The sequence below is a fragment of the Bradyrhizobium sp. CCGUVB23 genome (assembly GCF_024199885.1).
In the GTDB taxonomy this organism is placed as follows: domain Bacteria; phylum Pseudomonadota; class Alphaproteobacteria; order Rhizobiales; family Xanthobacteraceae; genus Bradyrhizobium.
This window is the reverse complement of record NZ_JANADQ010000001.1, coordinates 1,482,114-1,494,149: the sequence shown is the minus strand read 5'-3', so window position 1 is coordinate 1,494,149 and position 12,036 is coordinate 1,482,114. Positions and strand designations below refer to the sequence as shown.

Here is a 12,036-nt window from a genome sequence, read left to right as displayed (position 1 = left end):
GATGGACCGCAACGACGTCGAGCAGCCCTTGCCGCTCGACGATCTGACCGGCGAGGAGATCGAGAGCGGGCGATCCAAACCAGATCTCGTCAGAATGAAAAGGAGCCTGGAACTATGGAACGCCCGTCGGTTGTGCCTGCCATTGCTGCTGCGGCCTCGCCAGCTCTGGCCGCCGCGCCGGACAGTGGCGCCGACCATGTGTATGGCGCGCTTGTCGTCCTCGGCCTGGACGCCGTGCAGCGGGTTCTGGAGCAGGAGGCCACATGAGCCAGGCGAAGATCCGTTGCGCACGATGCGGCGGTCAACTTATCCGCACGCCGGACATCAATATGCAAGGCACGGTCGTGGCCGGTCGGCAGTGGTGCGAAAACCACCGATGCTCGAATAGCATGCAGGTGCCGATCTCGCCGCTGCTGCATCACTGGCTGTCTTGCGGCGAGTTGCCGGAAGACATGAAACGGTCTCCCGTGGGTGCTGGACAGTTGCTTGATCGACCGGTGCGGCGATCAAGACGCTGACGTTTCGTTCGGTGGGCCGCGCAGCCGTTGCCGCTGCCGAGAATCTCTGAGGAATTGCAGTGCTGAAGTTTCTCACCAAACGTGAGCTACAAATTGCGCACCTGGTGTCTGAAGGATTATCCAACAAGGCGATCGGGAGGCGGCTCGAGACGTCTGATGGCACCGTCAAGGTCCATCTGCACAATATCTTCCAGAAACTGCAAATCGACAAACGAGCCGCGCTTATCGCCATGGTCATACGTAACGAGAAGCCCGCGCAAATCGCTGTGCAGGACTGACATGTGAAAGCTGTTGGTCACCCGAGGTCAAGAGCCGAGGATGGAGAGGCGGTCGTTCCTGGCGGCGCCTCTCGGGCGCCCCTCGTGGCCGCGATGACTGCAATTTATTTGATTTGCTTTCGGAAGCGTTAACCGTCGCGGGACGGCCGCGCGATCCGCCATTGTCGCGCCCTAGACTTGGTAGCAAATACGCGCGACGTTTATTGCGGGTGTTTTCCATGCTGAAAGACGGCAAATACGCTGCATGGTTCAGGACCTCGCATGGTGGCCAGGGGACCGGGATCGTGGACCTCGCGCAGGGCCGGATATCGGGCAGCGACAGCTTCTTTACCTATGGCGGATCCTACCAGGTCGATCAGGATCGCTTCACCGCGGTGCTGACCACCCGCCGCCATACCGACGGCATGCCGACGGTGTTCGGTCCCGACGAGGTCGAGGTCAATTTGTCCGGCATCTGCACGGGCGCGATGGCGACCTGTTCCGGACACGCCAACGAGGCGCCCGAAGTGCTGTTCGAGGCGACGCTGATCTACAGCCAGAACGAGGTGCCGGCGACGGACGCCAAATGCGCGGTCGTCAAGCTCAAGCCGGACAAGCTGCCGAAAGCGATGGACAGCCGTTCGCGCCCGCGTCCGCCACGCGTGCCCGGGCCGTCAAAGAGTCCGCTGACCTGATGCCGCTTTTCGCGGCAACGAGATTGTTGCGTCGTGCAATATGCCGCTTCATGGAAATCCTCATCTTTTGGTTGTGACAATCGCCACTTCGGATTTTGCTCGCCGCGAAGAGGGATTTTCATCGCGTCAAATCAAACTAAGTATCAAACGCTGATCATCGACGATGCGATGATCGCGAGAGCGTGATCTGCTCGCATTTGAGAAATATATTTGACGAATACTGGTTGCCGCTCCTACACTCGCAACCAAAATAAGAGTGGGAGGAAACAAATGCGGTGGCCTCTGGCATCGCGCAGTGTTGCTGTACCGGCCACCACCCCTCGCATCGCCTTCAATATCGCCAGGCCCAACCAGGAGCAGATCGTCCTCCTGATCACGATCGTGCTGCTGATCGTGTTTGGCTTCACGCTGAACGGCTTTGCGACCATTTCCAACCTGCTCAATCTGTTGCGAAGCATTTCCATCCTCGGCGTGCTTGGGCTCGGCATGGGGCTGATCGTGATCAGCCGCGGCATCGATCTCAGCGAAGTCGCGACTCTGGCGGGCAGCTGGGCAATCGGGCTGATCGAAATGCAGCGCGGCATGCCGGTCGAGGCCGCTGTCCTGTTGGCGCTTGTGATCGCGCTCCTGATCGGTGTGATCAACGGCGTCATGGTTGCGTTCGTGGAGGCGCCGCCGTTGTTCGTGACGCTTGCCGCGGGCTTCGTCATCTACGGGCTCGCGTTCTGGCTCGCGCCGGCCTGGGTGGTCTATGCGCCGAAGGACGCGCCGGGACTGATGTTCGCTGGCGCCGGACGGTTGTTCGGCATTCCCGTGCCGATCCTGGTGTTCGCCGTCTCCGCGATCGCGATGCACCTGTTCCTGTCGCGCACCTCGATCGGCCGTTTCATCTATGCGCAGGGCGACAACCCTGAAGCGGCGCGGCTGACCGGCATTCCGTTGCGGCCGCTGATCGTCCTCGAATATGCGCTGGTCGCCTTCCTCGCCTGGCTTGCCGGCCTCGTATGGGTCGGCACGACAGGCAGCATGCAGATGGCGATCACGCAGGGCACCATGATCTTCGACGTCGTGCTGGTCGTCGTCATCGGCGGCGTCAGCCTGATCGGTGGGCGTGGCAGCGTGTTCTCCGTCGTGGTCGGCTGCGTCCTGATCGGCACGTTGCTCAACGCCTTCACCATCATGGACGTCAACAGCGAGGTGCAGAACATCATCAAGGGCGTGGTGCTGCTCGCTGCCATCGTGCTCGACAACTTCCTGCATCCGCGGGACGAGGAGACGGCACGGCAAGGTGACTGACGAGGAGTGCCGGTCAACGGCATCCCGTTTCGATAATCAACAAACAGGATGAGGAGGATTCCATGAATAGGAAGTTCTGGACGATCGCGGCGGCAGGTGCGGCCCTTGTTGCGCTGCCGATGCTGGCAGCTGCACAGGAGGAGGGTGGCACCAAAACCGCGCGTGAGCTTCGCGCGTCCTACGACAAGTCGCTGCAAGGGAAGACGGTTGCATACCTGCCGATCGCACTCGGCGTTCCCCTCTCCGATGAATGGGGCCGGGTTGTGCAGGAAGAAGCCGAGTGGCGCGGCATGAAGTTCATCGTCCGCGATCCCAACAACAACCCGTCGGCGATGCAGCAGGCCCTGACCGCGCTGGTCGACCAGAAGCCCGACGTGCTTATCGTGCAGAACCCGAGCGTCACGCTGCTGATGAAGGATCTGAAGCGCGCCGAGAGCCAGGGCACGCATGTCATCCAGATCAACATGTCCTCGAACTACAAGTCCGGTGCCTTCGTCGGTGCCGACTGGCGCGAGATCGGCAAGATGCTTGCGACCGAAGTGGTCAAGGCCTGCGGCACCGGGTCCGGCAAGTCCGGCAAGGTGCAGATCGTGCAGGGTGAGCTGACGGCGGCGGCCAGCGTCGACCAGGTCGGCGGCATCATGGAGGTCCTGAACAAGGATACCAACATCAAGGTGGTCTCGAACCAGGCCGCAAACTGGGACGCCAACACCGCGCTGAACATCACCGCCACGGTGATCCAGCAGCATCCGGACCTCTGCGCCTCAATCGGCTTCTGGGGCATCATGGAATCCGGAGCCGCGCAAGCGATCCGCAATGCCGGCAAGATCGACGACGTCAAGGTGTTCGCCTCCGGCGAGGGCTCCTCGCTCGACTGCGATCAGGTCAACTCCGGCAATTTCTACAAATTCCTCAGCTACAAGGCGACAGAGCAGGGCCACGACCTGATGTTCGCCGCCGAGACGCTGCTGATGCTCGGCGATAAGCCCGGCACGCGCAACCTCGAGTTCTACACGCGGCCGGTCTGGCTCGATAAGACCAATGCTTCCGGCGCTAACTGCTTCGCACTTCCCAAGAAGAGCTGATCTGAACGTTGGCCGGCGTGCACTGCTGCACGCCGGCTGCTTGGGAGTGCCAGGATCATGTCGACGATCGAAGCGTTTGCAGAGTCCCTTACAATGTCGGCGCGGCGGTTCTCACCCCGCCTGCTGCTGTCCGAACTCTTGCTGAAGCAATGGTTCGAGCCGGTCGTGCCGTTCACGGTGATGATCGGCCTGTGGCTCTATTTCGCGCTCACGATCCCGGATTACGCATCGGTGCAGAACACGTTGTCGCTGCTCCGGCTGTTCGCCGAGTTCGGCTTCGTGGCGCTCGCGATGGGATTTTGCCTGATCAGCGGCGGCATCGACCTGTCGGTCGGCGCGATCTTCGCCCTCTGCAATTTCGCCGCGCTGTTCTTCCTCTTGGTGATGGAATGGCCGGTCGGCCTCGTCGTTGTGGCGACGCTTGCCGTCGGCGCCGCGCTCGGCAGCATCAACGGTTTCCTGATCGGCTTTCTGAAGACGCGGCCGTTCCTGACCACGCTGGTGACGCTGATCATCCTGCGCGCCTCGGTCAACCTGCTCAACACCGGCTACGCCCAGGTGTTCGCTACCAATTCCGTCGACAGCGATGCCTGGGACTTCATCGGCACCGGCAGCGTGCTCGGCATTCCCGTCAATGCGGCGACGCTGTTCGTCGTGCTGCTCGTCTGTCACATCTTCCTGTCCCGCTCGCGCTATGGCTGGCATCTGACGGCGATCGGCGCGAGCCGCAAGGCCGCGCGGCACGCCGGCATCCGCGTCCGGCTGATGCTGTTCCTGACCTACGTGCTGTCGGGCGCGCTGTGCGCGGCGAGCGGCATCTTTTATGCCGCACGGCAGGCCAGCACGGATTCCACGACCGGCGTTGGCTGGGAATTCCAGGCTCTGACCGCTGTCGTGCTCGGCGGCATCTCGCTCGCCGGCGGCAAGGGCACGGTGTGGCGGGCGATGATCGGGGCGTTGATCATCTTCCTCCTGATCAACGGCCTCGTGCGGATGGGCATCCCCGGCTACGTCACCTCGGCGGTGACCGGCATGATCCTGCTCGCTGCCGTCGGCATCGATGTCAAATGGTCGAAGAACCGCGGCAAGGCGATCCAGAAGATCTACGTGAACCCAGCCTATGTGGCGTTGGCGCCGGCGCCCTCGGTGCAGCCGGGCGCGGCCTCGCCCTATGCCCAGAACGATCGGCTGATCCGTGCGCAGGCGATCGGGCTCGACCAGGTCGAGGGGCCGGAAGACGTCATCCTCGACCGCCAGGGCCGGGTCTACGGCTCGACCCGCGACGGCAATGTGATCCGCTTCTCGGGTGAGAATTTCGAGACGCGCGAGGTGTTCGCCCATATCGGCGGCCGGCCGCTCGGCATGCAGTTCGACCGCGACGAAAATCTGATCGTCGCGGTGGCAGGCATGGGCGTCTACGGCATCGCGCCAGACCAGCGCGTGTTCAAGGTCACCGACGAGACCAACCGCACCTGGTACAAGCTCAACGACGACTCCCGCCTGCGCATGGCCGATGATCTCGACATCGCGCCCGACGGCAAGATCTATTTCAGCGACTGCACCACGCGCTACGAGATGACGACCAACACGCTCGACATCCTCGAAGCACGGCCCAACGGCCGCGTGGTCTGCTACGATCCCGCGACCAGGACGACGCGCACGATCATCAACCACTTCTATTTCCCGAATGGCGTTTGCGTCTCGCATGACGGCAAGTCTGTGCTGATCGCGAGCACCTCGCTCTGCAAGGTCTTCCGCTACTGGATCGAAGGACCGAAGAAGAGCAAGACCGAAGTCCTGATCGACGAGCTGCCGGGCAACCCCGACAACATCAATCGCGCCTCCGACGGCACCTACTGGCTGGCGCTGGTCGGTATCCGGACGCCGACCTTCGATCTCTCCGTGCGCAAGCCTGGCTTCCGGCTGCGCATGGTCAAGCAGGTCCCTGCCGACGAGTGGCTCGCGCCGGCGCTGAACCATGGCTGCGTGCTGAAGTTCAACGAGCAGGGTGAGGCGCTGGAATCCTGGTGGGATCCGACCGGCATCTCGCATTCGACGCTGACCTCGATGCGCGAGCACAAGGGCTATCTCTATCTCGGGGGGCTCGAGAACAACCGCATCGGCCGCATCAAGCTCGATGGCGTCGACGAGAGCTGGACCGGCTATGACGCCTATTGGGGCGACAAGAGCAGGGTGGCGAGGTAGGGCGATGGGGTTCTTCGATCATCTCCTGCGCGACATCCGCAGCGTCGTCGATCGCGATGGCGGCCAGAACGCGATCCCGCCGCTCGACGGCGCGTTCAGCCCGAACGACTGGCTCGATGGCTGCACGGTGATCGGCGAACCCTTGCCCGGCGTCGACGACGTCGTCGCGGCGGACGGCGCGATCTATGTGTCTGGTGGCAAGCGGGTCCTGAAGCTCTCGGGCGATGATCTATCGACACGGACGCTGGTTGCCGAGTTCGAGGGCGAGGCGGGTGGGCTCGCGATCCACCCGGACGGGCGGCTGCTGGTTTGCGTCGCCGGGCGTGGCCTCGCCGCGATCGATCCGGCCAACCCCAGCGCGCGCTGGCTGGAGACCGTCGACCTCCGCGGTCTCTCAGGTCTGCTGTCGGTCACGGCGGCGCCGGACGGGCGCATCTTCGCGGTCGAGGGGTCGACCGGCTGCACGCCGGATCAGTGGCGACGCGATCTGATGGAGAAGCGGAGCAATGGCCGGCTGATCGTCTGCGGACCGGACCTCGCGAACGCGTCCGTACTGTTGCGCGATCTGCCGTATCCCTACGGCGTTACAGTCTCGGCGGATGGTGGCAGCCTGTGGCTGACCGAAGGCTGGGCCCATCGTCTCAGCCGCTTCCCGCTGACCGCCAATGGCCTTGGGCAGGGCGAGGTCATCGCCGGCAATCTGCCGGGCTATCCTGCAAGACTGCATCCTGACGGCAATCGGGGCTTCTTCCTCGGCTTGTTCGCGCGGCGCACGCATCTCATCGAGTTCGTGCTGAAGGAGGACGATTTCCGCGAGGAGATGGTGCGCACGATGCCGGAGAACTACTGGATCGCGCCGTCGCTTGCCGGCGGCGCCGACTGCCTGGAGCCGATGCAGATCGGCGGCGTCAAGGCGCTCGGCATCCAGAAACCATGGGCGCCGCCGCGCTCCTACGGATTGCTCGTGCATCTCGACGCCGAGGGCGAAGCCGCCGACAGCTTGCACAGTCGCGCTGGCGGCCGCTTCCACGGCGTCACGGCCGCCTGCAAGGTACGCCAGGGCGTGGTGATCGCCGCACGCGGCACCGGCTGTCTTCTGCTCCATTCGGGAGAGCTCAGATGAGCGACGGCGCAAATCTCCCCAACGGCGCGGCCGAGCCTGTGCTCGAGATCATCGGCGGCAGCAAGATTTATGGCGGCGTGCACGCCATCGAAGGCGTCAACTTCAACCTCTATCCCGGGGAAGTGCATGCGCTGGTCGGCGAGAACGGCGCCGGCAAATCGACGCTGTGCAAGGCGATTGCTGGTGCGATTGGGCTCACCTCGGGCGAGTTCCGGCTCGACGGCAAGCCCGCCAATTTCGAGCAGCCGCGCGATGCGCTGAACGCCGGCATCTGCATGGTCTATCAGGAGACGAGTCTGGTGCCGACCATGACGGCGGCGCAGAACATCGAACTCGGCAACGAAAAGCTCCTGACGCGCTTCCGCACGCTGAACATCCAGGCCCAGCAACTCCTGCAATCGCTCAACTTCCACGTCGATCCCGCAACGCCCGTGGCGATGCTCGGCACCGCCAAGAAGCAGATGGTCGAGATCGCGCGCGCGATCTACAACAAGGCACGGATCATCATCTTCGACGAGCCGACCGCATCCCTCACGCCGGAAGAGATCGTGCACTTCTTTCATCTGGTGCGCGATCTGCGCGCCCGCGGCGTCTCGATCATCTACATCTCGCACGCGCTGGAAGAATCGCTCCAGATCGCGGACCGCATCACGGTGCTGCGCGACGGCAGGCTGGTGATCACCGCGCCGGCAAAACAGCTCACGCGCGACAGCCTGGTGCAGCACATGGTCGGCCGCGAGGTGGCGCAGGCCGTCTATGGCCGCAAGGAGAAGACCCACCAGCGCCGCGAAAAGGTGCTGACGGTCGAGAACGTCACCATGGGCATGGCGGTCAAGAACATGTCGTTCTCCGTCTATGCCGGCGAGGTGGTCGGTATCGCCGGCCTGATCGGTTCGGGCCGCACCGAGATCGCAAAAGTCATCTACGGCGCGCTCAAGCGAAATCTGATCAATGGCGGCACCATTCGCCTGCGCGGAAAGCCGATCCGCTACCGCGTGCCGCGGCAGGCGATCAACGACGGCATCGCCTACATTACCGAGGACCGCAAGGCCAACGGTTTCTTCGAGACCATGGTGGTCGACGACAATGTCTATCTCGGCAAGCTCGCCACCAAGAAGGGTTTCAGCTTCCTCTTGTCGCGCGCAAGGCGCGGCAAGCTTGCCAACTATTGGGTCGAGCGTCTCAAGATCAGCGCGCTGCAGCGCAAGGCAAAGATCATCGAGCTGTCCGGCGGCAACCAGCAGAAGGTGGTGCTGGCCAAGACGCTGGTGCAGGATCCCTCGATCATCATCTTCGACGAGCCGACGCGCGGTGTCGACGTCGGCACCATCCCGCATATTCACGCGGAAATCCGGCGGCTTGCCGACGAGGGCAAGGCGGTGGTCGTGATCTCCTCGTACCTGCCGGAGGTGCTCGCGGTCTCGGACCGCATCCTGGTCGCCCGCACCGGGCGCATCGTCGCCGAGTTCGACGCGGCGGAGGCAACGCAGGACAAGATCCTCTACGCGGCGGTGCATTGAGGTGCGTGACGACAGGGCCGCGTCAAGACCTCACAGCCGGTACGTCACCGGCTGGTGCCAACGATTGGAACGCAAGATAGGCCAAGACGACAATCAGCACCCACAATTCGAGGCTGATGGGCATGGCGATCATAAGGCCACGAAAGAAATCCATGATGGCCACCTGATCCACGGAAGTTGCCGATGATCCTAGCCCGCATCTGTCATCGGCCTCGCAGTTCCATTTGGGGTAGATCACTTAACCCTTTCGAGTGATCCGGCCGTCTCCGGCGTTCGCGGCGGGCGATCACGAACCTCGCTTTTACGAATGCGCCCTAGGTTGCGGCTCTCGCAACCGGCGGTCAGGAACATGCCCCAGGTCTGGATGACGTATGATGAACTCGCGACGCTCTGCAATTGCAGCGCGGCGGAAGCCAGGCTCACGGTGCGACATCTGTCGCTTCCTCGCCGCAAGAGCAGCGACGGCGCGACGCGCGTTAAGCTTAATCTCGCGCTGACGGCCAGATTCTTCGCCAGCATTCGCAAGTCGGATTTCGATCTCGACGGTGCGATCGAGGCCTTGCGCCATACCCATCGGCAGATGGCCGAGCTTCTTACGTGCGAAGAGGGCGACAGGCGCGGGGTGGCTTGAGGCGTCCTCCACGGTCGAAACCCATCCCGAAGGATGACAGGATCGACTCCGCGTCAAACGGACATGATGCCTTCGAATCAGGCATAAATCTGCTGCCGGAATTTCCCTTTGCCGCGCTTCGACCCGTTCTGGTTGAACACCGGCAATACGACCTGGAGGTTGGGGAGGATGTCATGAAGAAAGCCGCGCGTCTGGCGGGTGCAATACTGTTGGGTGCGACAGTCTTGGGCACGACGGCCAGTGCCGAGGTGATCAAGCTGACGGCCGAGCTCAAGGGCAGCAACGAGGTGCCGCCGAATTCTAGTCATCTGGAACGAAAGTTCGTCACATTATATGATGGCTCGAATCTCTGCAGAGGAGAGCGCTTGTGGCGAATGCAGGTGTTAGAGGCCGGCCAATCGAGTCGTTGGTGCTGAGTCCGCAAGAGCGAGCATATTTGGAAAGGCAGGTTCGTCGTCATCGTGTGGCCCGGTCGCTATCTGAGCGGTGCCGCGCGATCCTACGGTGTGCAGATGGCTTGCCAAGCAAGTCAGTGGCTGCCGAACTTGGCATCCATGAACACACCGTTGGCAAGTGGCGCCGCCGATTCTTGAAGGATCGCTGTGATGGCCTGCTTGACGAAGCCCGCCCTGGCCGCCCTCGAACCATCAACGACGATCAGGTTGCTGAGGTAATCGAGCGGACATTGCGTACAACGCCGCCCGATGCGACGCACTGGTCGATCCGCTCGATGGCTGCGGAAACTGGCTTTTCTCACACCACGATCCGCCGAATGTGGACGGCGTTCGGCTTGCAGCCGCACCGCAGCCAGACATTCAAGCTGTCGAGCGATCCGCTATTCGTCGACAAGGTGCGCGATATTGTCGGGCTTTACCTGTCCCCACCGAACCGAGCCGTTGTCCTCAGCGTTGATGAAAAGAGTCAGATACAAGCACTCGATCGCGAGCAACCGGTCTTGCCGATGATGCCTGGCGTACCGGAACGTCGCACGCACAGCTACGTGCGGCACGGTACGACCACGCTTTTTGCCGCGCTCGATGTCGCTTCCGGGTTTGTCATTGGCAAATGCTACAAGCGCCATCGGGCGGTCGAGTTCTTAAAGTTCCTCAAAGAGGTCGACGCTCAAATCCCTGAGGGGCTCGCTGTCCATATCGTCATGGACAACTACGCCACCCACAAGACGCCCAAGATCAAAGCGTGGCTTGCTCGCCGGCCGCACTATCATGTTCACTTCACGCCGACTTCTGCGTCATGGATCAATCAGATTGAGCGCTGGTTCGCTGAGCTCACCAGAAAGCAAATCCAGCGAGGTGTCCACACCTCCGTCAGGCAGCTCGAGGCCGACATCCGTACCTTCATCGAACTGCACAACAACAACCCGAAGCCCTTCAAATGGACCAAGTCCGCAGACCAGATCTTGGCTTCTGTCAAACGCTTCTGTCACAAAGCTCAGCAGACTTTAGATTCACGTGACTAGTCCCGGCTCCGGCAAGGCCGAGGCGACCTTCGATACCGACAGCAAGGTCCTGACCTATGCGGTCACCTATTCAGGTCTGACCGGGCCCGCGGTTGGCGCGCATTTCCATGGCCCGAGCGAGCCTGGCAAGAACGCCGGCATCGCGTTGCCCTTCAAGTTGGCCCAGAGCCCGATCCAGGACAAAGCCACGCTCTCTGACGCACAGGCCGCGGATCTTCTGGCAGGCAAGTGGTACGCCAACATCCACACCGCGGCGAATCCGGGGGGCGAGCTCCGCGGGCAGATGGCGAAGTAACCGTTTAGCGCTCTGCGAAGGCCGCCAGACTCCGGCCGTTACGGCTCCTGCCTATTGCTGGCGGCGAATTCCGAGTTCCTTCTGGAGTTGTGGGGTGAGGCCCATCGCTCCCTCGGTGCGGCCCTGGCCGGTTCCCACATTGCGTGTGCCTGACGAAGTGGTCGAAGTTGACGTCGTAGGCGTCGTCGACGTGGGCGAACCCGCCGGAGCGCCATATCCGCTGCGGATTCCGTTCGACGAGGTGGTCTGAGCCCACGCGCTTCCACCGGCGATCAGCGAAGCTGCCACAAGCGCAATTACAATTCTGATCATGGGTGACGTCTCTCCTCGATTGTCCGCGGGACAATAGGCGGGCAAGGCGTCATTCGGCAAGTCTGTTACCGACCAAAGTCTGCTGCCGACCGGCTCTGTTGCCGATGCCGCCTTCGCCAGGCGCGAAAGTGCCGGATCAGGAGCGCGGCCGGGGCAAGAACGCCAAAACGGTCTGCGCGATGCTGACCCCGACGACGCCGCCGGCCACCTTCTGGATGACGTCGAAGAATGCCGCATCCCGGTCGGGCCGTAGCGCTTGCAGGAGTTCGAGCGAAATGGCGACGCCGACCACGAGCAGGCAGGCCTGGGTGAAGCGCCCGGGCAGCAGGAAGGCCAGCAGGAAGCCCAAGAGGCCATAGGCGCTAAAGCGTTCGATCACGACGACCCAATAGGCTTCGGCATGGCCGATCAGCACCGGCCGCCCTGTCAGCGCAGCAAGAGTGGCGTAGATGATCAGCGCGAGGCAAATGCCCGTTGCTGCAATGAGCTTGTTCCGGGTCATGCCCTACCATAGAGCAACGCAAGACAAGGCTCCGGAAAAGCTGCCGGTATCGTTAAGATGTCGTACTCCCTAGGGCGGGAACGTGGCTGCCCTTTCGTGGACATGGTTGACCGTGGTTCG

The 12,036-nt window shown here is 62.5% G+C and carries 14 protein-coding genes and 1 pseudogene; 14 read left to right on the top strand and 1 reads right to left on the bottom strand.

Features of this window, described 5'->3' with window-relative positions; genetic code table 11:
- Positions 1 to 114 precede the first annotated feature (114 nt).
- The 14 genes and pseudogenes from NLN62_RS07010 (at position 115) to NLN62_RS06945 (ending at position 11,352) form a co-directional block, all read left to right on the top strand.
- Positions 115 to 267 carry a hypothetical protein gene (locus NLN62_RS07010; protein ID WP_254108149.1) on the top strand — a complete coding sequence of 51 codons (153 nt, stop codon included), beginning with the start codon at positions 115 to 117 and terminating at the stop codon, positions 265 to 267.
- Entirely contained in the window at positions 264 to 518 is a 255-nt protein-coding gene (locus NLN62_RS07005; protein WP_254108148.1) for a hypothetical protein, read from the top strand. The genes NLN62_RS07010 and NLN62_RS07005 overlap by 4 nt, the downstream gene beginning before the upstream one ends.
- A 59-nt stretch (positions 519 to 577) precedes the next feature.
- Positions 578 to 796 carry a response regulator transcription factor gene (locus tag NLN62_RS07000; protein ID WP_254108147.1) on the top strand — a complete coding sequence of 73 codons (219 nt, stop codon included), beginning with the start codon at positions 578 to 580 and terminating at the stop codon, positions 794 to 796.
- A gap of 218 nt (positions 797 to 1,014) precedes the next feature.
- Positions 1,015 to 1,470 carry a hypothetical protein gene (locus NLN62_RS06995; protein ID WP_254108146.1) on the top strand — a complete coding sequence of 152 codons (456 nt, stop codon included), beginning with the start codon at positions 1,015 to 1,017 and terminating at the stop codon, positions 1,468 to 1,470.
- Between the two features lie 270 nt (positions 1,471 to 1,740).
- Positions 1,741 to 2,766, top strand: a complete 1,026-nt coding sequence (locus NLN62_RS06990) for an ABC transporter permease (RefSeq protein ID WP_254108145.1) — start codon at positions 1,741 to 1,743, stop codon at positions 2,764 to 2,766.
- 62 nt (positions 2,767 to 2,828) lie between these two features.
- Positions 2,829 to 3,851 carry a sugar ABC transporter substrate-binding protein gene (locus tag NLN62_RS06985; protein WP_027524893.1) on the top strand — a complete coding sequence of 341 codons (1,023 nt, stop codon included), beginning with the start codon at positions 2,829 to 2,831 and terminating at the stop codon, positions 3,849 to 3,851.
- 57 nt (positions 3,852 to 3,908) lie between these two features.
- The gene (locus NLN62_RS06980; protein WP_254108144.1) at positions 3,909 to 6,056 is read left to right on the top strand and encodes an SMP-30/gluconolactonase/LRE family protein; all 2,148 of its coding nucleotides are present in this window, start codon (positions 3,909 to 3,911) and stop codon (positions 6,054 to 6,056) included.
- 4 nt (positions 6,057 to 6,060) lie between these two features.
- Entirely contained in the window at positions 6,061 to 7,179 is a 1,119-nt protein-coding gene (locus tag NLN62_RS06975; RefSeq protein WP_254108143.1) for an SMP-30/gluconolactonase/LRE family protein, read from the top strand.
- On the top strand, positions 7,176 to 8,699 hold the full coding sequence (locus tag NLN62_RS06970) for a sugar ABC transporter ATP-binding protein (RefSeq protein WP_254108142.1): 1,524 nt from the start codon (positions 7,176 to 7,178) through the stop codon (positions 8,697 to 8,699). The genes NLN62_RS06975 and NLN62_RS06970 overlap by 4 nt, the downstream gene beginning before the upstream one ends.
- Before the next feature lie 349 nt (positions 8,700 to 9,048).
- The gene (locus NLN62_RS06965) at positions 9,049 to 9,330 is read left to right on the top strand and encodes a hypothetical protein (RefSeq protein ID WP_371932927.1); all 282 of its coding nucleotides are present in this window, start codon (positions 9,049 to 9,051) and stop codon (positions 9,328 to 9,330) included.
- A gap of 173 nt (positions 9,331 to 9,503) precedes the next feature.
- A complete protein-coding gene (locus tag NLN62_RS06960; protein ID WP_254108140.1) occupies positions 9,504 to 9,746 on the top strand; it encodes a hypothetical protein in 243 nt (80 codons plus the stop codon).
- On the top strand, positions 9,698 to 10,807 hold the full coding sequence (locus NLN62_RS06955) for an IS630 family transposase (protein WP_254108139.1): 1,110 nt from the start codon (positions 9,698 to 9,700) through the stop codon (positions 10,805 to 10,807). Before NLN62_RS06960 ends, NLN62_RS06955 begins: the two co-directional genes overlap by 49 nt.
- Positions 10,806 to 11,102 (top strand): annotated as a pseudogene (locus NLN62_RS06950) (CHRD domain-containing protein); the annotation flags it as partial. The gene NLN62_RS06955 and the pseudogene NLN62_RS06950, both read left to right, overlap by 2 nt.
- Before the next feature lie 94 nt (positions 11,103 to 11,196).
- Positions 11,197 to 11,352 carry a hypothetical protein gene (locus NLN62_RS06945; protein WP_254108138.1) on the top strand — a complete coding sequence of 52 codons (156 nt, stop codon included), beginning with the start codon at positions 11,197 to 11,199 and terminating at the stop codon, positions 11,350 to 11,352.
- 198 nt (positions 11,353 to 11,550) lie between these two features.
- Here the strand turns inward: NLN62_RS06945 and NLN62_RS06940 are convergent, their stop codons facing one another.
- Entirely contained in the window at positions 11,551 to 11,916 is a 366-nt protein-coding gene (locus NLN62_RS06940; RefSeq protein WP_254108137.1) for a VanZ family protein, read from the bottom strand.
- Positions 11,917 to 12,036 lie beyond the last annotated feature (120 nt).

Coding starts and splice junctions, on each gene's coding strand:
- NLN62_RS06970 (WP_254108142.1), top strand. CDS start 7,176: ATGAGCGACGGCGCAAATCTCCCCAACGGCGCGGCCGAGCCTGTGCTC.
- NLN62_RS06975 (WP_254108143.1), top strand. CDS start 6,061: ATGGGGTTCTTCGATCATCTCCTGCGCGACATCCGCAGCGTCGTCGAT.
- NLN62_RS06995 (WP_254108146.1), top strand. CDS start 1,015: ATGCTGAAAGACGGCAAATACGCTGCATGGTTCAGGACCTCGCATGGT.
- NLN62_RS06980 (WP_254108144.1), top strand. CDS start 3,909: ATGTCGACGATCGAAGCGTTTGCAGAGTCCCTTACAATGTCGGCGCGG.
- NLN62_RS06985 (WP_027524893.1), top strand. CDS start 2,829: ATGAATAGGAAGTTCTGGACGATCGCGGCGGCAGGTGCGGCCCTTGTT.
- NLN62_RS06965 (WP_371932927.1), top strand. CDS start 9,049: ATGCCCCAGGTCTGGATGACGTATGATGAACTCGCGACGCTCTGCAAT.
- NLN62_RS06940 (WP_254108137.1), bottom strand. CDS start 11,916: ATGACCCGGAACAAGCTCATTGCAGCAACGGGCATTTGCCTCGCGCTG.
- NLN62_RS07010 (WP_254108149.1), top strand. CDS start 115: ATGGAACGCCCGTCGGTTGTGCCTGCCATTGCTGCTGCGGCCTCGCCA.
- NLN62_RS07005 (WP_254108148.1), top strand. CDS start 264: ATGAGCCAGGCGAAGATCCGTTGCGCACGATGCGGCGGTCAACTTATC.
- NLN62_RS06960 (WP_254108140.1), top strand. CDS start 9,504: ATGAAGAAAGCCGCGCGTCTGGCGGGTGCAATACTGTTGGGTGCGACA.
- NLN62_RS06990 (WP_254108145.1), top strand. CDS start 1,741: ATGCGGTGGCCTCTGGCATCGCGCAGTGTTGCTGTACCGGCCACCACC.